A 20891-nucleotide genomic window follows, 5' to 3' on the forward strand; every position below is an offset into this window, starting at 1 on the left:
AAGATCCTCCGGGAGATATCTGATGGACATCGCCTTCATGACCCTCAGCCGGCTCGCCTTCGGCTATTGGGAGGGACAGCCGCTTTATGCCATGGCCGAGCTTGGCGTCTTCGACGCCCTGGCCGAAGGGCCGGCGCGGGCGGCGACGCTCGCCGACCGGCTTGCCGCCTCGACCGACGGCATGGTCCGGCTGCTCGATGCCGGGGTGGCGCTCCGGCTGCTGACCCGTGACCCCGAGACCGATGGCCGCTATCGCAATACCGAGATGGCGACGAAGCTGCTGACCTCCGGTTCGCCCGATACCCTCATCCATTGGGTGCGGGTGATGGGCCGCTGGTCCCGGCCCTGGAGCCGGCTGGCCGATGCCGTGCGCAGCGGTGCCACGGTCGAGGATCAGGGCCTGCGACTGGGCGACGATCCCGCCTATATGCGCGACTTCATCCTGGGCATGCATGAATATGCCCGCCGCGGAGCGGCGGAACTGCCGTCCGCCCTTCCGCTTGAAGGGCTGCGGCGTGGGGTCGATGTCGGCGGTGGCGCCGGAACCTATGCGATCGCGCTCGCCAATGCGGCGCCGGCGCTGAAGCTGACCGTCCTCGACCTGGCCCCGGTGCTCGACATCACCCGGGCGATGGTCGATGCCCACGGCCTTACCGGCCGGATCGATACCGGGGTGATCGACTACCGCCTGGATCGTTTCGGCGAGGATCTGGACCTGGTGCTGATGTCGAATGTGCTGCATCAGGAAAGCGACATGGTCTGCCTGTCGATGCTCGGCCGCGCCCGCGATGCGCTCCGGCCCGGCGGGCGGGTGGTGGTGCAGGGGCATTTCGTCCAGCCCGACCGGACGGGGCCGCTCTTTGCCACCCTGCACAATCTTTCGGCGCTCGCGCTGTGGAGCGGCGGCCACAGCCGGACGTTGGAAGAGATGGCGGCACTCGCCGAACGCTCAGGCTTCACCGGGATCACCACCGGTCCGGTCGGCAAGTCCGGCCTGTCGATGGTGACCGCGGTCCGGCCCTGATGGCCCGTGGCTGAAGAGCCGAGCCTGAGGGTCAGCGATCAATGGCTGCCATACGGTCGGGGGCATACCGTTCCCCGGCAACGAGGCCGGGCGGCACAGCGGCACTGATCGCCGCCCGGTCCTCTTCCGTCAGCTGCAGGGCCAGCGCCGCCAGATTGTCGTCGACCCGCGACGGCCGCGAGGCGCCGAAGAGGGCGATCACCGGGGCGGCAGGGGTGCCGGCAGAGAACACCCAGGCGAGCGCCAGGGCGGCGGGGGTGGTGTTGCGTTCCGCGGCCAGCGCCGCCAGCCGGCCGGCGAGATCGGCATTGCGGGCAAGGTTTTCGGGCGCGAAGCGGGGGTAGATCTTCCGGCCGTCATCGGCCGCAAGCCCGCCGCCGCCGACGGCCCCGGCGAGCAGGCCGCGGCCCAGCGCGCCATAGGCGACGAAGCTGGTGCCGGTTTCGGCGCAGGCGGCGAGCAGGCCGTTTTCGGGCTCGCGAGAGACCAAGGAAAACTCGCTCTGCACCGCGGCGATCGGGTGAATTCCTGAGGCTTTTCTAAGGGTTGCGGCTGAAACCTCACTCAGTCCGATCTGTTTCACCCGCCCCTTCCGGACCTCTTCGGCCATGGCGCCGACCGTCTCTTCCACCGGCACATCCGGGTCCAGCCGGTGCAGATACCAGAGGTCGACGACCTCGGTGCCCAGCCGGCGGAGGCTTGCCTCCAGCGCCGCCGGCACCCGTTCCGGCCGGCCGTCGATGCCGCGGAGATTGCCGCCGCCCTCGGGCTGTACGAAGCCGAATTTGGTCGCGATCTGCACCTCTGCGCGCAGGCCGGGGCGGGCGGCGAGCGCCCGGCCGACCAGTTCCTCGTTCGCGCCCCAGCCATACATGTCGGCCGTGTCGATCAGGGTCACGCCCCGGTCTGCGGCATGGTGGATGGTGCGCAGGGCCTCTTGCCCGTCGCGCGCGCCATAGCTGCCGGTCATCGCCATGCAGCCCAGGCCCAGCACCGGCACGGCCGGGCCACCGCGGCCGAGCGGGACTGTGGGCAGGGGGGTGGGCATCATGCCGTCTCCTTTTCGCCGGCCGGCGTGGCGGGCTGTCGTCCAAGATTGCGCAGCGCCGCCCAGGTGTCGGGCGTCCAGCTGCGCAGGGCGGGAAGATCGGGGCCGGCGGCACCTTCCAGGCGCCGGCCGCCATCGATCGCCAGCACCTCGCCGGTAATATAGCCGGCGCCGTCGGAAACCAGGAAGGCGGCCAGATCCGCCAGTTCCTGCGGCCTGCCGGTGCGGCCCAGCGCGACGCCGGCCTCGGCCGGCGGCAGGTCGGTGCCCGCGGGCCGCAACCTGCCGAAGGCGCCTTCTGTGGGGAAGGGGCCGGGGGCGATGCCGTTCAGCCTGATCCCCGCCGGACCCCATTCCACCGCCAGCGAGCGGATCATCGCCAGCACCCCCGCCTTGGCCATGGCCGAGGGCAGTTTGTAGGGCGCGCCGGTCAGGGCCGACTGGGTCAGGATGCACAGCACCGCGGCCGGCATGCCGGCCGCGATCCAGCGCCGGCCGGCCGCGAGGGTCACATTGGCCCCGCCCTTGAGCACGATATCGACCACCGCATCGATCGCCCGCGGCGACAGCGTCTCCGACCGGGCCAGGAAATTGCCGGCGGCCGAATTGACCAGGATGTCGACCGGCCGGCTCCGGAAGGCCTGGTCCATCATCGCCTCGACCGCATCGGCATGGCGGACATCACAGGAATGGCAGTCGACCGCCACGCCGTGATCGGCGCGGATACCCTCTGCCGCCGCCTCCAGCACGGCGGCCCGCCGTCCCACCAGCACCAGATCGGCGCCGAGTTCGGCATAGCGCCGCGCAATGGCGAGCCCCAGCCCCGACCCGCCACCGGTGATCAGCGCCCGACGGCCCTGAAGAAGCCCGGATGCGAACATGGATCAGCTCCTTGAGTTCTTATAACGGCTCAATACGCCACCAGCCCCGGCAGATACAGGCTCAGCTCCGGCAGCGCGATCAGCAGCCCCAGCACGATCACCTCGCCCACCAGGAAGGGCATCACCCCCTTGAAGCCCACCTCGACCTTGGTATTGGCGGCGGCCGAGGCCACGAAGACGTTCATGCCCAGCGGTGGCGTCACCAGCCCGATTTCGGCGGTCTTGGTCACGATGATGCCAAACCAGATCGGGTCGTAACCCAGCGACATGACCAGCGGGAAGGTCAGCGGCAGGGTCAGGATGATGATCGCCAGCTGGTCGATGAAGAAGCCGAGCAGCAGATAGATGCCGATGATCACCAGCAGAATGCCCCAGGGCGGCAGCGGCAGGGTGCCGACCCAGTCGATCAGGTTCTGGGGCGCGCGGGTGGCGGCCAGGAAATAGCCGAAGATCATCGCGCCGATGATGATCGCGAAGATCATGGCGGTGGAGCGTAGCGTGTGGCGCAGCGCCACGCCGAATTCCTTCCGCCCCAGGCCGCCCCAGCCGAGGCCGATGACCAGCGCGCCGGCCGCCCCCACGGCGGCAGCTTCGGTCGCGGTGATGGCGCCCGAATAGATCCCGCCCAGCACCAGGCAGACCAGGATCGCCGCCGGCCAGACCGGCAGGATCGAGGCCATGCGCTCCTGCCGGCTGGCCTTGGGCGCCGCGGGGGCAATTTCGGGCCGGCGCTTCACCCAGACCAGGATGACGGTGGCATAGGCGATGGCGGTCAGGACGCCGGGGATGACGCCGGCCATGAACAGGCTGCCGATCGAGGTTTCGGTCAGCACGCCATACATGATCAGCCCCATCGAGGGCGGGATCATGATCGACAGCGTGCCCGCCACCGCGACCGTGCCGACCGCCAGCCGGTCGTCATAGCCGTATTTGCGCATCTCGGGCACCGAGATCCGCGCCATCGCCGCCGCGGCCGCGGTGCTGGAGCCGGCAAGCGCCGCAAAACCGGTGGAGGCGACCACGGCGGCCAGCGCCAGCCCGCCGCGGACATGGCCGATCCACAGGAAGCACATCCGGTAGAGATTGGCCACGATCGACGACCGGGCCAGCAGCTCCGCCATCAGGATGAACAGCGGGATGGTCGAGAGCAGGAAATTGGCGGCGGTGCGATAGGGCGTGGTCTGCAGCACGCCGAGGGTCGGGATCCAGCCGATCGCCATCGCGGCACCGACCGCGCCGGTCACACCCAGCGCATAGGCGATGGGCATGCCGATACAGATCAGCACCACCAGCGCCATCATGGGGAGGGCGACTTCCATCGGGGCGTCTCCTCAATTCGTCCGGGGCAGGTGGTCGCCCGCCGGCACCGTCGGCCCGGCATCTGCCGGGGCCTGGGGCATCGCCTCGTCGGCCGGCGCGTCATGGGGCAGCACCGGCATACGCCCGTCCACCACATGCGGCACCAGCGCGATCCCGCGCAGTGTCAGGCGCAGCGCCAGCAGCGCCGAGCCGATCGCCACCAGCGCCCAGCTGGGCGCCGTCGGCAGCGGCATGGCGCCGCCCGTCCAGCGATTGGCCTTGAAGTTCATCCAGGCGGTGTCGCCGGCCTTCCAGGCGATGGCGCCGAACAGCAGGGCGGCCGCGATCATGTAGATCACGTCCAGGCCGAGCCGCAGCCGCACCGGCATCAGGTTCAGCAGGATGTCGACCCGGACATGGCCGTCGACCCGTTCGGTGCCGGCCAGGCCGAAGAACACCACGGCCATCATCAGATAGAATTCGGTGATCTCGTAAGCCGCCGTCACCGGCGAGGCGAACAGATAGCGGCCGCCGGCATCTGCCACCGTCAGCACCATCATCAGGATAAGCGCCGCCATCGCGGCGCCGTCGAGCAGGGTTTCCAGATGGCTGACCGCGCGGTCGATCAGTCTCATGGGGCGCGTCTCCTTCCCGGGGCGGGCCGGTTGCGAAGGGGTAATGCAGCAATGCCGGCAGGTCCCGAGGGGGGCCTGCCGGTGCGGCGAAAGGGCCGGTGCCGGCCCTCAGCGGCTGGTCATCAGCTCTTCCCATTCGTGGAAGACGCGGGTTCCGGGCAGGCCGCGGCCGTCATAATCCTTCACCCAGGCGGCCTGAACCGGCTTCAGCTTGCCGGCCCAGACCGGCACGCCCGAGGCCGGGATGGCATAGACCTCGCCACCCCGCTTTTTCAGGTCGGCCGCGAAGGTCTCGGCGCGCTCGACATAAAGCTTCTGGACGTATTCATCCATCTCCTTGCCGGTCTTGATCAGCAGGTCCTGGAGATCCTTGGGCAGCTTCTGCCAGACGTTTTCGTTGATCACATAGAGCGTCGGGAACAGGCCGAAATTCAGGTTGCTGGTCGAATAGCGCAGCTGTTCTTCCAGCTTGTAGCCGCCGGCGGTCGGGATGTTGAACAGCGAGCCGTCGACCGTGCCGCGCTGAAGTGCGGGATACAGGTCCGGCGCCGGGATGGCGACCGCGATGGCGCCCAGCGCCTCGACACTGCGTTCCTGAATGCCGCCCGACGAGCGCAGCTTCACGCCCTTCAACTGGTCGGGCGTCAGGATCTTGGTCTTGGTGGTCATCAGCTGATAGGCATGGGTGACGGAGGCCTGGATCACCCGCACGCCCTGGGGAACGTATTCCACCTCGTTCAGCGTGCCGAGGGCGAGTTCGGAATAGGCGGCACCCTGTTCGCGCGGGTCCGATTTGTTGCCGACCAGCGGGATGGCCGAGACCGTCGACAGCGGCAGGCGGTCGGAGATATAGAGCGGCGCCGCATAAGAAATGTCCGAGATGCCGTTGATCGCGGCATCCAGAAGATCGGATGATTTCGCAAGCTGTTCAGCGGGATAGATCTCGAACTTCAGACGGCCGTTCGACTGTTCGTCAACCAGCTTGCCCCAGTATTCCATCGCGATCGCGCCGGTGTGGCGGGTCGGGTAGGAATGGGCGACGCGCAGCGTGATCGGATCCTCTGCGGCAGCAGGGCCGGTGGTCAGGGCGACGGCCGCGGCGACGAAGGTGGCGGCGCCGGCAAGCCGGCGGGTCCAGGATGACATGGGTTTTCTTCCTCCCAGTGCCGGCGGACCTCTTCTTTTACGGAGGCCTGCCCGGCGTTGTCGTTGGCGTGGTAGGCGGTGCCGCTGCCGGGGTTACTCCCCGGCGGCGGCAAGCGGTTGAGGCCGGATGGCGGGTGCGGGGCGGGCGGCTGCCTCCAGGCGGGCGAGGGCATCCACCGCCACCACCCCGTCCGGGCGCACGAAGATCGGGTTCACGTCGATCTCCCGCACCCGGTCGGCGGTGGCGAGCGCCAGATCCGACAGCCGCACCACCAGATCGGCGAGTGCCTCGATATCGGCGCGCGGCCGGCCGCGGGCGCCGTCGAGCAGGGCCATGGATTTCAGCCGGCCGATCATGCGCAGCGCCTCCGCCCGGTCGATCGGGGCGGGGGAGACCGCGACATCCTTCAGGATCTCGACGAAGATGCCGCCGGCGCCGATCATCACCAGCGGCCCGAAATCGGGGTCGACGGTGACGCCGGCGATCATCTCCACCCCCGGGGCGGCCATGCGCTGGACCAGCACGCCATGGATGTCGATGCCGGGAAGGGCGGCCGCGACCGGGCCGGTCAACTGCGCATAACCATCCCTTATGGCCGCCTCGCCCTCGATGTTCAGCAGCACCGCGCCGGCATCGGTCTTGTGCGGCAGCTGCGGCGACATCAGCTTCAGCGCGACCTTGCCGCCAAGCCGTGTGGCGGCGGCCACGGCCGCATCGGCGCTGGTTGCCAGCTCTTCCTCGGTCACCGGAATGCCGGCGGCGGCGAGCAGGCGCTTGGCCTGAACCTCGGTCAGCATGCAGGCGCCCGCCGGCAGCCCGGCCAGCGCCTCTGAGCTGTCGGGGGCGGCGGCGGGGCCGGGATCGGCATGGGCCAGCCGTTCCACCGCCTCGCGATAGCGCACCAGATGGGCAAGGGCTGCGGCGCAGCCGGTCAGCGTGGTGAAGATGGTGGTGCCGAGCCCGGCCATCAGGGCAGAAACATCGGGCGAAGGCGGGGTGTAAGAATAGAACACCACCGGCTTGCCGGCTTTTGCGATCGCCGCTTTCAGCGCCTCGGGCGAGAAGGCGGAAACCGCGCCCACGCTGCCCAGCGGCGCCACGATCACCACCGCATCGGTCTCGGCGCTTTCCGCCAGCGCCTCGATCACGGTATCGAAGGCGGCGAGCCCCTGGGCGGTGATGTCGACCGGGTTCTGGGTTGCGCCATAGCTTGGGATCAGGGGGCGGATGCGGGCCTGCAATTCTTCCGACAGCAGCGGCACGGAGAGCCCGGCCTGTTCGATCGCATCCGCCATCCACGAGCCCGACCCGCCCGACGAGGTGACGATCGCCACCCGCCGGCCGCGGGGCAGGGGGCCCACCGAAAAGGCGGCGGCGATGTCGATCATCTCGTCCTGATCGTCGGCGCGGATCACGCCATAGCGGTCGAAGATCGCGTCATAGGCGGCATCCGATCCGGTCAGGCTTGCGGTATGAGAGGCGGCGGCCCGCTGGGCCGCGACCGAGCGGCCGACCTTGGCCATGATCACCGGCTTGCCCAGCCGTGCGGCTTTCCGTGCCAGGGGAACCAGTTTGTCGCCGTTCTTCACCCCTTCGATGAACATCATCAGCTGGGCGACCCGCGGGTCGTCGAGCAGGGCATCGGCGAAATCCAGCGCCTCCAGATCGGCCTCGTTGCCGGTGGCGACGACATGGGTGAAAGGCAGGCTGCGGCGCACGCCGCGATTGTAGAGCGCGAAGCCCAGCCCGCCGCTCTGGGCGACCACGGCGATACCGTGATCGGGCAAGGGCGCATCGACCGGCGCGATCTCGGCCGCCGGGCTGAAGGTGGCGGCGGTGCGGTCCAGGATGTTGTAGAAGCCCATGGCATTGGGGCCGATGATGCGCAGGCCGGTGCGGCGCGACAGCGCCACCATCTCTGCCTGAACCTCGGCCATCTCGCCGCCCTCTTCGGCGAAGCCGGACGAGAAGATCACCGCCGCCCCCACCTTCGCCGCGGCGCAATCCTCCAGCACGCCCAGCACCAGACCGGCGGGCACGGCGACCAGCGCCAGATCCACCCCGCCCGGCACATCGCCCACCCGCGGATAAGCCTTCAGGCCCTGAACCTCGGCCCGGCTGGGGGTCACGGGAAATACCTCGCCGGTATAGCCCCGCTTCAACAGCAGGTGCATCACCCGGCCACGAATGCGCACGATATCGTCGGAGGCACCGACCACCGCAATCCGCTTCGGGGAGAGCAGGCGGGCGATATCGGCGCTTTGGGAAGTTGTGGTGGTCATATCGGACGGATCACCATCTTGGGAAGGAGGGAAGGGCGCGGATTTTAGTCGTTGATCGGCGCTTTGTCCGATTCGCTCCTGGCCGTCTTTTGCACGACATTTAAACCGTCATCCCGGCGAAGGCCGGGATCCAGGTAGGTGTCCACAAGAATGGACAGTGAGTATTTTGAGGACAGGCATGTCATCTTTTCAGGTAAACCCGTCGATCTGGGGAGGGGCAGATTGTTCGATGTCCTTCACGCGGTGACGAACCTGGATCCCGGCCTTCGCCGGGATGACGGCATCTATGTTGTCCAGATTGTGGAAAGAGCGGCGGCCGACATCGGTGGTGCGCGGTACGGCCGGGCCGGCCAGCCGCAGCCGCGCACCTTGCGCGGCTGCAAGCCGCCATTGCGGCGGCGGCGGCCAAGGGCGCGGAGCGCCCGCTTGGGCCGAGGGACTCACAGACTCGTCAACATCGGCCAAAGCGCATCGCCGCCCCGGCCCGCGATCTCGCGGCCCAGCCGTTCCTGCCACATCGCCTCGTTGCCGAACTCGTCGCGCCAGCTCCACAGCCGGCGGGTCTGATAGTGCAGCGGGTGTTCGCGGGTGAAGCCCATCGCGCCCATGATCTGATGGGCGAGGGCTGCCCCCTCGGTCGCCGCCTGACCGGCGCGCGATTTGGCGAGTGCGGCCCTGAGAGCCGAGCTGCTGCCGTCCTCGGCAAAGCCGATCCCGGCGGCGGCGCTTGCCGCGGCGGTTTCGGCCGCCAGCACCGCCAGCATGTGCTGCACCGCCTGAAACTTGCCGATCGGGCGCCCGAACTGCTCGCGCTCGCCCGCATAGGTCAGCACCTGGACGAGTGCGCCCGACAGGGCGCCCGCGATCTGGACCGCCCGGAAGGCGGCGCCCATCGCCAGCACCTGATCGGCCGCGCCCTCGACCGCCGCCGAGGCGACCGGCGCATCGCCCGCGAAAGTCAGGTCGTCGCGGGCCTCGCCGGCCAGGTTGACGTCGGCAGAGACCGAAGCCGGCCGGGCCGCCACGACGATGTGTTCGGCCCCGTTCCCGTCGCGGGCGGCGAACACCACCTGCGACAGATGGCGGCCGAAGGGCACCCGGCGCAGCGTGCCGGTCAGCCGCCCGCCGTCCAGAGACATGCCCCCGGCATCGCCGACCCCGATCCCCGTCAGCCCTTCTGCGGCCTCGGCCAGCCCTGCCGCTTTCAGCAGCCGGCGGGCCGCCATCACCTCGGCCAGCGGCACCGGCAGGGCATGGCGGGCGACGTGGCGCACCAGGGCCTGCATTTCGGTCGGGCCGGTCATGTCGTCGTCGATGGTGTCGGCATCGGTGATGCCGGCGGTTTCCATCGCCTGCCACAACCGTTCCGGCAAAGCGCCGCCATCGGCACCCTCGCGCATATCGCGGGTCGCCTCTCCCGCAACCAGCCGGTCGACGGTGCGCAGCATCATGTCCAGGATATCGTCGCTCATCTGAGGCCGAGCCCCCTTGCGATCATGCCTCTCAGGATCTCGCGGGTACCGCCGCGGATGGTGAAGGCGGGTGCGGCCACGATCGTGTGGCCCAGCAGCGCGGCCAGATCGGCATCCTCGCGGTCGATCCGGGGTTCCAGCGCCAGCAGCCGCCGGGCCATTTCGGGGATCGACTGTTCGAAGGCGGTGCCCAGATCCTTGACCAGCGCCGCCTCGGTCGCCGGGCGCAGATCGCGATCCAGCATGCCGGCGATGGAGGTCGACATGCGGCGGAGCGTCGCCAGTTCCGCGACCTTGCGGCCGATTTCCACCGCCGCCATCCGGTCGGGCTGCGGGCCCGCGCCGTCGATGATCTCCAGCAGCAGCTGCACGGTGCTGAGGAAGCGGTCGGGGCCGGAGCGTTCGAAGGCCAGCTCGCCGGTCACCATGGTCCAGCCGCTGCCTTCCTCGCCGATCATCATGTCGTCGGGGGCGAAGACGCCGTCGAACACCACCTCGTTGAAATCATGCCCGCCATAGAGGTTGTAGATTGGCCGCACCTCGATGCCCTCGGCGTCGAGCGGCACGATGAACTGGCTGAGCCCCGCATGGCGGTTGCTGTCGCTGCGGGCCGCGGTGCGGGCCAGCACGATCAGGTAATGGGCGCGGTGGGCGTTGCTGGTCCAGATCTTGCGGCCGGTGATCCGCCAGCCGCCATCGACCTGCACCGCCCGGGTGCGGGCGGCGGCGAGGTCCGAGCCTGAATCCGGCTCGGACATGCCGATGCCGAAGAAACAGGTTCCGGCGCAGATCTTCGGCAGGATCTCGCGCTTCGCGCGCTCGCTGCCGTGGTGGAGGATCTGGTGGCCGCTCTGGCGGTCGGCCACCCAATGGGCGCCCACCGGCGCGCCGCCCGCCAGCATTTCTTCGGTCATGACATAGCGTTCCAGCGCCGACCGTCCGCGCCCGCCATACTCTTCGGGCCAGGTCATGCCGATGAAGCCGCGGCGGCCGCATTCGGCGCTGAAGGCGGGGTCGAAGCTCGACCAGGAATGGCGTCTGGGCGTGTAGAGGCCGGTGTCGCGTGCCTCTTTCAGGAAGGCGCGGACCTCGGTCCTGATGGCTTCGGCGGCCGGCGGCATGGCCGTCGGTGCGAAGGTGAATTCCTGCATCTCGGCTCTCTCCGGGGGATGCGCACGGCGAAAGCGGGCGGCCGGAAGGCCCGCCGGGTGGCGGGCATACCTCTGCCCTCATACCGCACGGGGGAAGACGTGCGGCATCAAAGGGCTGGCCAATATGCTCTCGTGCTTGTTCTGCCCGGCAATGACAGCCCGAAACGCCGTTATCTGTGTAGGCAAAAATTCGTTTGTGCAGTGCGATTTCATATATGAGTTTTGACAAATCGACACGTCACCGGTAGGGTGCGAAGGAACCAGCCCCCTCGGGAGAGCCCTGATGAGCAGCGACGTGGTCAAGTCGGCGGCGCGTGTGATCCACGTGCTGGAATACTTCGACGACGTCCGCCGGGCGGCGTCGGTGTCCGAGATTGCCGAGCATCACGACTGGCCGATCTCCAGCACCTCGGTGCTGATGCGCTCTCTGGTCACGCTTGGCTATCTCGATTACGAGGCGGGCACCCGCACCTACATGCCCACCACCCGCGTCGCCCTGCTCGGCAACTGGATCCAGGCCAACCTGTTCAAGGACGGCCAGCTGATGCATCTGATGGAGTGGTTGAGCGAGAAGACCGGCGAGACCGTGGTGCTCGCGGCGCGCAACGGCCTGGGTGTCCACTACATCCAGGTGATCCAGGCCACCAACACCATGCGCATGTCGGTGCGCCACGGCACCGTCCGGCCGCTCTGCTGGTCGGGATCGGGCTGGATGCTGCTGTCCACGCTCGACGACGACACGATCCGCAAGCTCGCCCAGCGCCACAATGCCGATGTGGCCCCCGTCGCCTCGCCCGAAACCGGCGCCCTGTCGCTTCCCGGCAAGCGTGTGGACATCAACGAGCTGATGGAGGTGATTGCCGATGTCCGGGCCAAGGGGTATGCCTTCTCGGCCAATCAGGTCACCGCGAATGGCGGGCTGATCGCCATGCTTCTGCCCACGCTGCCCGGCGACAAGCCCCTGGTGATCGGCCTGGCCGGCCTGACCAGCGTGCTCGACGCCAATCTCGACCGGTTCGTCGCCCTGCTGCGCGAGGGGATCGCGCTCCATATAGGCTGAGCGCGGCCATCGGCCGGTCGCCCCGGCTCTGCCGCCTCGATAACCCGGAAGGAAACGCCCAGATGTCCGAAGCCGTGCTCTACGACGAAGTCGACGGCGTCGTCACCCTCACCCTCAACGAGCCCGAGACCCGCAACGCCATCTCGCCGGCGATCGTGGATGCGCTGGTCGGCCATATCGAGCGGATCAACACCGACATGTCGGTGCGCTGCGTGATCGTGACCGGGGCCGGCGACGGCTTCTCGTCGGGCGGCAACGTCAAGCAGATGCGCGACCGCGAGGGCATGTTCGGCAACGAGCCGGTGCAGATCCGCCGCGGCTACTGGTACGGCATCCAGCGCATCCCGATGGCGATGTATTCGCTGGAAGTTCCGGCGATCGCGGCGGTCAACGGGGCGGCGGTCGGCGCCGGCTGTGATCTCAGCCTGATGTGCGACATCCGGCTTGCCAATACGAAGGCGGTCTTTGCCGAAAGCTTCATGCGCGTGGGCCTGGTTTCGGGCGATGGCGGGGCCTGGTTCCTGCCGCGCGTGGTGGGCTATTCCCGTGCCGCCGAGATGACCTTCACCGGCGATTTTGTGAAGGCGGAAGAGGCCGAGCGCATCGGTCTGGTCTCGCGCATCGTGCCCGACGACCAGCTGATGGACGAGGCCCGCAAACTCGCCCGCCGCATCGCCGCCAACCCGCCGCACAGCCTGCGCCTGAACAAGCGCCTGCTCCGCGACAGCCAGGGCGTGCCGCTGCCCACCGCCCTCGAAATGGCCTCCTGCATGCAGGCCCTGGTCCAGAGCACTGAAGACCAGCACGAAGCGGTCAGCGCCTTCCTCGACAAGCGCACGCCGGAATTCAAGGGGCGGTGAGGGGCCGGGGAAAAGGGGGACGGCACCGCCCTGCCACTGTCACGCGATGACGGTGCCGTTCCGTTCTCCACCCCCAATACCGTCATCCCCGCGAAGGCGGGGATGACGGTGGTGGGGTGTGGGGCGAACATGGCGGGGCCCGCACCTGACATGTGCGGCGCGGAGCGCTGGCGCGGGTCCGGCTGATCTGCCGCCCCGCATGCCACACCGCCCATACGTCACGGCATATGACCCCCCTGGGCCTCCCACCACTGTAGCACCACCGTCACTGGTAACTTCCCCGCCGCTCTGCGACACTCGGCGGCGGCCGGCCCGATGGGGGCGGCGTCGTGCGCCCGGAGATGTGCCGCAGGATGAGATCCACCCATGACCTCGCCGTTCTGGACCAGGGCGGCGGTGCCCTGCCGCATGCGCCGCGGCTGCTGGTGATCGCCAATCCGCTGGCCGGCACCGGGGCAGGGCGGCGGTTGTTGCAGCGGACGCTGGACGTGCTGCGCGCCGAAGGCTGCCGGCTGCTGATCGCCGAGGCCCGCACGCCTGAAGAGATCACCGCGCTGGCCGGCGGCACCGGGCCCGAAGATGCCGATGCGGTGGTTGCGGCCGGCGGTGACGGCACCGTCAATGCCGCCGCCAACGGCCTGATGCAGAATGCGTTTCCGCTGCCACTGGGCGTGCTGGCGGTGGGCACGGCCAATGTCATGGCCCTGGAAATGGGGCTGAAGCGCACGCCGCGGGCGCTGGCCGCCCCTTTCCTCAACGGCCGGCTGCGGCGGGTGACGCCGATCGAAACCCCCGCGGGTCATGCCCTGCTGATGGTCGGCGCCGGTTTCGACGGGGCGGTGGTGGCGGCGCTGGCCGCGCGGCCGGCGCTCAAATGGCGCTGGGGCAAGCTTGCCTATCTGCCGCCGGTGCTGGACCGCATCCGCCACTATGACTGGCCCGAGATTTCCGTGCGCATCGACGGCGCGCCCCATCGCGCCCATGGCGTGGTGGCGGTGAACGGCCGGCTTTATGGCGGCGCCTTCCGCGCGGTGCCGGAGGGCGACATCACCCGGCCCGGCATGCATGTGGTGCTGCTGGGTGGCCGGGGCGTGCCGGCCCTGCTCCGCCAGGGGGCGGCCCTGGCGGCCGGGCGGCTGGACCGGCTTTCGGATGTGCGCATCCTGCCCGCCCGCGAACTGGTGGTGGAAGGCCCCGCCGGCCTCGCCATCCAGGCCGATGGCGACCCGCTGCCGCCGGCGCCGGCCCTGCTGCGCGTGGCCGATCGCAGCCTGAACCTGATCTGGCCGTAACCGACGGTCCACCCGGTCCGCCGCAGGTTGATCGCTTCTGCCGTTGCCCTCTGCAAAAGATGCGAGTAAGTTGCAATTGCACAGGCTGCGACGAAACAGCGCGGCCGGCGTCCGGAACCGACGATGAGCGAGCGGCCGCATGGTAACCCCGCCGACCACCGATGCCGATCGGAAGCTCGAAGTCTACCTGGCCCATCGCGCGGCCCTGGTGGATTATGCCGCCCCGCTGCTCGGCAACCGAGCCTGGGCGGAAGATGCCGTTCAGGAAGCCTGGCTGCGCTTCGTGGGCGCGGGAGAGGCCGAGCGCCGGGGGCGCAGCCCGATCCTGCATCCCGTCGCCTATCTCTACCGCATCGTGCGCAACATTGCCATGGACTGGGATCGCCACCGCGCGCTGGCCCGCATCGCCGATGTCGGTGACGATGCGCTCCAGGCCCTGCCGGCCGCCACCCCCACGCCCGAGCAGGAGGCGATCGATCGCGACGAATTGCGGGTGGTGGCCGAGGCATTGGACGAACTGCCCGAACGCACCCGCATCGCCTTTGAAATGCACCGCATGGCCGGCCAGTCCCTGCAAGAGGTTGCAGATCATCTGGGTGTGTCCGTCACTTTGGTGCATCAGATGGTCAGGAAGGCCCTGGTTCATTGTGCACAACGCCTCGACGCGTGTGATTGAACTTGCGTCCGCGCATTATATGGCTGAAAAAACCCGCGGCCGGCCCGTCTGAACGGAGGGAGGGGGGATCACCCGGTCACCCCAGAAGGCTGAACGCTCCGGACGCCGCAGGACCATGACGGGCCACGCCGAGGAAGATCAAGACGCACCGGTCGATCCGATCCTGGAGACCGCCGTCGACTGGCTGCTGAAGACCAGGGCATGCCCGCATGACGAGCGGCTGCGTGCGGCTGCCATCGTCTGGCGTGCGGCACATCCCGCCCATGAACAGGCCTGGCGACGGGCCGAACGGGTCTGGAAGCTGACCGGCGCACTGCCCGGCCGCCCGGCCGCCGGTGCTGCCGGGGCAGGGCGCGTGGTGCCGATGCGCCGCCGTCGCCGCAGCCTGGGCCGGATGGTCGCCGTCACCGCCGCTGCGGCGCTCGCCGCTTCGGTGGTGGTGGCGCTGCTGCCGGCGATCGAACGGCATCTTCAGGCCGATTATGTCACCGCCCGCGGGGAACAGCGCCGGATCGTGCTGGAAGACGGCACCGAGGTGGTGCTGGCCGCCGACAGCGCCATCCGTGTCGCCTATGGCCCGGCCGAACGCCGGGTGGAGCTGATCGACGGCGACGCCTTCTTCACCGTCGCCGAAGACCGCAGCCGGCCCTTCGCGGTGACGGGCGAGGATCTGCGCGTGGTGGATATCGGCACCGCCTTCGCGGTGGGCATCGACCCGGAGACACTGGATGTCGGCGTCGAAAGCGGCGCGGTCCATGTCGCCTGGGCCGGCCCGGTGCCTGATGGCGGCCCCCGTGACGCCCGGCTCGATCCCGGCGGGCGGCTGCAGATCGACCGTGCCACCGGCCGGTTCAACCAGGATCAGGTTCAACCCGGCCAGATCGCGCTCTGGCGCGACGGGCTGCTGGTGGTTGAAAACCAGAGCCTGGGCCATGTGGTGGCAGAGATCCGCCGCCGCTATCCCGGCCTGATCCTGGTTCGCGACGACGCCCTGATGACCCGCCGCGTCACCGGCGTTTACGACCTGCGCAACCCGGAAGCCGCCCTGCGCACCGCCCTTCTCCCCCATGGCGGGCGGGTTTCGACGCTGACCCCCTATGTGCTGATCGTGGGTGGGGCATAGGGGGATGCCCCGCCGGCCGTGCGTCTACATCCTGGCCAGCGGCTACCTGGGGACTCTCATATCGGCGTGACCACCGATCTTGCCCGACGGATGAGCGAGCATCGCGACGCCGGGCGCGAGAGCTTCGTCGGCCGGTACGACGCCCGGCGGCTGGTCTATGCCGAACATCCCGACCGGATCGACGACGCCATCCGGCGCGAGAAACACCTGAAACGCTGGCGACGGGCGTGGAAAATCCGCCTGATCGAGGAGGCCAACCCCGACTGGCGTGATCTGTTCGATCAGATCATCTGAACCGGCCATCCCCGCGCAGGCGGGGATGACGGTGGTGGGGTGTGGGGCGAAGATGGCGGGGCCCGCACCTGACATATGCGGACGACGGCGGCGAGGGTGGGGCGACCCCGGCAGCGACAGCGCCTGACACGAGCGGTGCGGAGCGGCACCATGGGCCCGTCTGACCGCCACACGCCACAGCAGACGGCCCTCCTGTCCGGCCCTGCCTCGGCCGACCTCTGCACACCCCCAATACCGTCATCCCCGCGCAGGCGGGGATCCAGGTTCGTCCCCCCATAAAGAACGCCGACCCCCCCCGGTCCACCGGTGATGGCCGACATGACCGCCCGCGCACCCGGTCGCCCGACCATTCCCGTGGACGCCAACCTGGATCCCCGCCTGCGCGGGGATGACGGTATTGGGGTGTGGGGCGAAGATGGCGGGGCCCGCACCTGACATGTGCGGACGACAGCGGCGAGGGTGGGGCGACCCCGGCAGCGACAGCGCCTGACACGAGCAGTGTGGAGCATCACCATGGGCCCGTCTGACCGCCACACGCCACAGCATACGGTGCTCCTGTCCGGCCCTGCCTCGGCCAGCCTCTGCACACCCCCTATACCGTCATCCCCGCGAAGGCGGGGATCCAGGTTCGTCCCCCCATAAAGAACGCTGCCCCCCCCGGCTCCACCGGTGATGGCCGACATGACCGCCCGCGCATCTGGTCGCCCGTTCATTCTCGCGGAAACCAACCTGGATCCCCGCCTGCGCGGAGATGACGGTGGTGGGGCGTGGGGTGAAGATGGCGGGGCCCGCACCTGACATATGCGGACGACAGCGGCGAGGGTGGGGCGACCCCGGCAGCGACAGCGCCTGACACGAGCAGTGTGGAGCAGCACCATGGGCCCGTCTGACCGCCACACGCCACAGCATACGGTGCTCCTGTCCGGCCCTGCCTCGGCCAGCCTCTGCACACCCCCTATACCGTCATCCCCGCGAAGGCGGGGATCCAGGTTCGTCCCCCCATAAAGAACGCTGCCCCCCCCCGGCTCCACCGGTGATGGCCGACATGACCGCCCGCGCATCTGGTCGCCCGTTCATTCTCGCGGAAACCAACCTGGATCCCCGCCTGCGCGGGGATGACGGTGGTGGGGTGTGGGGCGAAGATGGCGGGGCCCGCACCTGACATGTGCGGACGACGGCGGCGAGGGTGGGGCGACCCCGGCAGCGACGGCGCCTGACACGAGCAGTGTGGAGCAGCACCATGGGCCCGTCTGACCGCCACACGCCACAGCATACGGTGCTCCTGTCCGGCCCTGCCTCGGCCAGCCTCTGCACACCCCCTATACCGTCATCCCCGCGAAGGCGGGGATCCAGGTTCGTCCCCCCATAAAGAACGCCGACCCCCCCCGGTCCACCGGTGATGGCCGACATGACCGCCCGCGCATCTGGTCGCCCGTTCATTCTCGCGGAAACCAACCTGGATCCCCGCCTGCGCGGGGATGACGGTGGTGGGGTGTGGGGCGAAGATGGCGGGGCCCGCACCTGACATGTGCGGACGACGGCGGCGAGGGTGGGGCGACCCCGGCAGCGACGGCGCCTGACAGATGCGATCAGGATGTTCAGAGGCGGCTCCTGGATGGCCGCCTGGCCTCGGGCTTGCAGCCCAGCCAACCTGCCTCGCCAAAACCATGCCTGTGGCGCGGCAAAACTATGCCTGCGGTTGCAAAAAAATCGTCCCACCCCCTGAAAATTCCGGAAGCCCATCCGTCTCCTCAGGTACTGCAAATGAGAATCGTTTGCATTATCACAACCAGCAGAGGTGAAACGGCATGAGCTGGGGCGACGAGACCACCGTGTTCGACGTGGTGATCAATCACGAGGAGCAGTACTCGATCTGGCCGAGCTACAAGCCCATTCCGGAGGGCTGGCGCGCGGTCGGCAAGCAGGGGCCCAAGGCCGAGTGCCTCGCTTATATCGACGAGGTCTGGACCGATATGCGGCCCCTGAGCCTGCGCCGGGCCATGGAGGCGCGCGCGGCCGGAGATGCCGGCCCGTCGGCGCCGTGATCTGTATCCCGTCCTGACGCACTCCCCGCCTGCGAAGGGTCAGATCCCCGTGAACGCCACCGTTCCCCCTCTGGCTGCCGACCTCACGGTCGGCAGTCTTGCGGCCGGCGCGACCCGCATCGTCACCGTCCGGGCCGCCCGCCCCATGCCGGCGGCCACGCGGCTCGACGAGCTGCGCCGCCTGGCCGATTGCCATGTCGAGACCGCGGGCGGGCTGCTGATCCGCGGCTTCGATGTCGCCGATGCCGCCGCCTTCTACGATCTCACCCGCGGCTTCGGCCATGATCTGCTGACCTATGAATTCGGCTCCACCCCGCGCAGCCGGGTGGGGGCGGGGGTCTATTCCTCCACCGAATATCCCGCCCATCAGTGGATCCCCCAGCATAACGAACAGTCCTATACCGACCGCTGGGCGATGCGGATCTGGTTCTTCTGCGATGTGGCGCCCGAAGATCGCGGCGAGACCCCGCTTGCCGATGCCCGGGCGGTGCTGGCCCGGATCGATCCGGCGATCCGCCGCCGTTTTGCCCGCCATGGCGTGATGTATGTCCGCAATTACGGCGGCGGGCTGGATCTGCCCTGGCAACAGGTCTTCGGCACCGACGACCCGGCCCTGGTGGAGCGCACCTGCCGGGCCCGTGGCATCGCCTGGGAATGGCAGGATGACGGCCGGCTGCGCACCCGTCAGATCTGCGCCTCGGAAGCCGTGCATCCGCGCACGGGCGAAACGGTCTGGTTCAACCAGGCTCATCTCTTCCACGTCTCGGCGCTGGAGCCCGATCTGCGCGACACCCTGCTCGCCGTGGTCGATGAAGAGGATCTGCCCCGCAACGCCTGTTATGGCGACGGCAGCCCGATCGAGGATGCGGTGCTGGACGAGATCCGCGCCGCCTATGCGGCCGAAATGCTGTGCTTCCCCTGGGCGCGCGGCGACGTGCTGATGCTCGACAACATGCTGATGACCCATGGCCGGGCCCCGTTCTCGGGGCCGCGGCGGATCCTGGTCGCCATGGCGGAACCCTGGGGCGCCACCGGCCCCGCCTGACCAGACCGCCTCATCTCCTGCTTCCGCCGTCTCCCCTGCTTCCCAACGGGACATCTCCGCCATGTCTGCGACCCGCCTTTTCGATTTCGCCCCGCGCGTGCACCAGGCCGATGACCAGCTCGACCTGATCCGCAGCTTCGCCGACCTCCACCCCTATCGCAGCGCCATGGTGGAAGAGCTTGTTCTGGACGAGGATTTCTACCGCCGGCCGCTGCGCCCCGAAGACCTCTCCTTCATCCGCTTCGACGAGGCGGTCACGCCCGACACCGTCACCCTGCTGCCCTCGCTCGCCTCGCACCGGCTGCTGCTGTCGATCAACGAACTCGACATCGCCCGGCTGCCGCGCGACGGCGCGCCCGAGGCTCTTGCCGATTTCGACCATTTCTACAGCGAGGAAAGCCGCCTGCTCGGCGCCCGTATCCGGCCCTTCCTGGAAGATTTCGTCTTCGACCATCTGGCTGCGGGGGATACCCCGGTGGCGCCGGCCGATCAGGCGGATCTGCTTCGCGACGTGCTGAACCGCGAGGCCGGTTTCCTCGGCAAGCTCTTCGCGCATCTGAACCGCGCCGACTATCTGGAAGAGGGCATGCGCTTCACCCTCATCCAGCACTGGTGCCTGGCCGAAAGCCGCCGGCTCGCCATGGCCCGCGCCGGGGCGGGCGGCTGGTTCGCGCCCTTGGGCGACGGCGCGCCCCGCCTTGTGCTCGATGCCGTCGACGACCGGGCGATCGCGCGCCTGGCGCGGCGCTGCGGGGCCGATCTCAAGCCGCATTCCTACTGGCAGTTCTATCTCTCGACCAGCATGGCCCGTGCCAATCTGCTCCACGCGCTGGCCCGCCGGCCCGACCGGGCGCTGGCTCTGTGGGGGGCCGGTTTCGCGGCCGAGGCGGAATGGATCGCCTTCGGCTGCCTGCTCGCCCAGGCGGGCGAGGCGCTGGGCATCGAGGGCGCCGCGCCCGCCGGCCATAATCGCCATCCGGCCGAGGCGCTGGAGGATCTGGGCCGGCGTTTCGGCCGGGCGCTGGAGCTGGCGGAGGCCCGCTGGGGCGAAGAGGGGCTGGCCCGGATCGGCCAGGGCCTGGCGGCGGCCGCGCGGCTGCGCGATGCCGCCGAGCGTGATCTGGGCGAGCAGCTGGAATGGCTGTCGGCCATTCCCGCCTATCGCGAGATCGCGGGAAAGATCGATGCCCGCATCCAGGCCGAATGCCCGGATATCGACCGCGAAACCTTCGTCGAGCCGCGGGAGATGTGCTCCACCACCCATGTCCACGACGATTACCGGCTGGTCGCGATCGAGACCGGCAACATGGTGTTCTGGGGCAATCTGGGCATGGAGCTGAAGCTGGCGCCCGGCGAGATGGTGCTGGTGCCCATGGGCCGGCTGCACGGCTCCTCGATCCTCTCCGAGGAATGCGTCTACCACCAGCCGATTATCCCCGAGGAATGGATACATCCTCTGGTTGCTGATCTGAAGCTCGGCGTCCGCGCCTGAGCCGGTTCAATTCCGCCGTCTCGCTTCTCCCCCGCCGCCGACAGGACCCTGGAGTACGGACCCCC

The 20891-nt window shown here is 69.0% G+C and carries 18 protein-coding genes; 10 read left to right on the top strand and 8 right to left on the bottom strand.

The features are described 5' to 3' along the window. Positions 1 to 22: 22 nt before the first annotated feature. Positions 23 to 1024, top strand: coding sequence for a class I SAM-dependent methyltransferase (locus P7L68_RS01685; RefSeq protein ID WP_371998701.1), 1002 nt, complete (start codon positions 23 to 25; stop codon positions 1022 to 1024). 31 nt (positions 1025 to 1055) lie between these two features. On the opposite strand, the gene P7L68_RS01690 is transcribed toward P7L68_RS01685, so the two are convergent. The 8 genes from P7L68_RS01690 to P7L68_RS01725 form a co-directional block, all read right to left on the bottom strand. Then, positions 1056 to 2075 (bottom strand): aldo/keto reductase, encoded by a 1020-nt coding sequence (locus P7L68_RS01690; protein ID WP_371998702.1) that lies wholly within the window; start codon positions 2073 to 2075, stop codon positions 1056 to 1058. Continuing rightward, on the bottom strand, positions 2072 to 2953 hold the full coding sequence (locus tag P7L68_RS01695) for an SDR family oxidoreductase (RefSeq protein ID WP_371998703.1): 882 nt from the start codon (positions 2951 to 2953) through the stop codon (positions 2072 to 2074). Before P7L68_RS01695 ends, P7L68_RS01690 begins: the two co-directional genes overlap by 4 nt. A 29-nt stretch (positions 2954 to 2982) precedes the next feature. Continuing rightward, the gene (locus P7L68_RS01700; protein WP_371998704.1) at positions 2983 to 4272 is read right to left on the bottom strand and encodes a TRAP transporter large permease; all 1290 of its coding nucleotides are present in this window, start codon (positions 4270 to 4272) and stop codon (positions 2983 to 2985) included. A 12-nt stretch (positions 4273 to 4284) separates the two neighbouring features. Then, a complete protein-coding gene (locus P7L68_RS01705) occupies positions 4285 to 4887 on the bottom strand; it encodes a TRAP transporter small permease subunit (RefSeq protein ID WP_371998705.1) in 603 nt (200 codons plus the stop codon). A gap of 108 nt (positions 4888 to 4995) precedes the next feature. Continuing rightward, entirely contained in the window at positions 4996 to 6033 is a 1038-nt protein-coding gene (gene dctP, locus P7L68_RS01710; RefSeq protein ID WP_371998706.1) for a TRAP transporter substrate-binding protein DctP, read from the bottom strand. 93 nt (positions 6034 to 6126) lie between these two features. Beyond that, on the bottom strand, positions 6127 to 8316 hold the full coding sequence (locus tag P7L68_RS01715; protein WP_371998707.1) for an acetate--CoA ligase family protein: 2190 nt from the start codon (positions 8314 to 8316) through the stop codon (positions 6127 to 6129). A gap of 440 nt (positions 8317 to 8756) precedes the next feature. Next, the gene (locus tag P7L68_RS01720; protein ID WP_371998708.1) at positions 8757 to 9788 is read right to left on the bottom strand and encodes an acyl-CoA dehydrogenase family protein; all 1032 of its coding nucleotides are present in this window, start codon (positions 9786 to 9788) and stop codon (positions 8757 to 8759) included. Further along, positions 9785 to 10939 (bottom strand): acyl-CoA dehydrogenase family protein, encoded by a 1155-nt coding sequence (locus tag P7L68_RS01725; RefSeq protein ID WP_371998709.1) that lies wholly within the window; start codon positions 10937 to 10939, stop codon positions 9785 to 9787. The genes P7L68_RS01720 and P7L68_RS01725 overlap by 4 nt, the downstream gene beginning before the upstream one ends. 283 nt (positions 10940 to 11222) lie before the next feature. Between P7L68_RS01725 and P7L68_RS01730 the strand changes: the two genes are divergently transcribed. The 9 genes from P7L68_RS01730 to P7L68_RS01770 all read left to right on the top strand — a co-directional run bounded on the left by P7L68_RS01730 (position 11223) and on the right by P7L68_RS01770 (position 20826). Further along, entirely contained in the window at positions 11223 to 11999 is a 777-nt protein-coding gene (locus tag P7L68_RS01730; RefSeq protein WP_371998710.1) for an IclR family transcriptional regulator, read from the top strand. A 62-nt stretch (positions 12000 to 12061) separates the two neighbouring features. Next, positions 12062 to 12859, top strand: coding sequence for a crotonase/enoyl-CoA hydratase family protein (locus P7L68_RS01735; protein WP_371998711.1), 798 nt, complete (start codon positions 12062 to 12064; stop codon positions 12857 to 12859). A gap of 353 nt (positions 12860 to 13212) precedes the next feature. Further along, entirely contained in the window at positions 13213 to 14151 is a 939-nt protein-coding gene (locus tag P7L68_RS01740) for a diacylglycerol kinase family protein (protein ID WP_371998712.1), read from the top strand. A 139-nt stretch (positions 14152 to 14290) separates the two neighbouring features. Next, complete coding sequence (locus P7L68_RS01745; RefSeq protein ID WP_371998713.1) at positions 14291 to 14827, top strand: sigma-70 family RNA polymerase sigma factor; 537 nt, start codon at positions 14291 to 14293, stop codon at positions 14825 to 14827. Positions 14828 to 14942: 115 nt separating this feature from the next. Continuing rightward, positions 14943 to 15950 (top strand): FecR domain-containing protein, encoded by a 1008-nt coding sequence (locus P7L68_RS01750; RefSeq protein ID WP_371998714.1) that lies wholly within the window; start codon positions 14943 to 14945, stop codon positions 15948 to 15950. Between the two features lie 66 nt (positions 15951 to 16016). Beyond that, positions 16017 to 16244, top strand: a complete 228-nt coding sequence (locus tag P7L68_RS01755; protein ID WP_371998715.1) for a GIY-YIG nuclease family protein — start codon at positions 16017 to 16019, stop codon at positions 16242 to 16244. Between the two features lie 1808 nt (positions 16245 to 18052). Continuing rightward, complete coding sequence (locus tag P7L68_RS01760) at positions 18053 to 18289, top strand: MbtH family protein (protein WP_371998716.1); 237 nt, start codon at positions 18053 to 18055, stop codon at positions 18287 to 18289. 49 nt (positions 18290 to 18338) lie between these two features. Continuing rightward, the gene (locus P7L68_RS01765) at positions 18339 to 19334 is read left to right on the top strand and encodes a TauD/TfdA family dioxygenase (protein WP_371998717.1); all 996 of its coding nucleotides are present in this window, start codon (positions 18339 to 18341) and stop codon (positions 19332 to 19334) included. Between the two features lie 61 nt (positions 19335 to 19395). Beyond that, positions 19396 to 20826, top strand: a complete 1431-nt coding sequence (locus P7L68_RS01770; RefSeq protein ID WP_371998718.1) for a non-ribosomal peptide synthetase — start codon at positions 19396 to 19398, stop codon at positions 20824 to 20826. Positions 20827 to 20891: the final 65 nt, after the last annotated feature.

Source organism: Tistrella mobilis, assembly GCF_041468085.1.
In the GTDB taxonomy this organism is placed as follows: Bacteria; Pseudomonadota; Alphaproteobacteria; order Tistrellales; family Tistrellaceae; genus Tistrella; species Tistrella mobilis_A.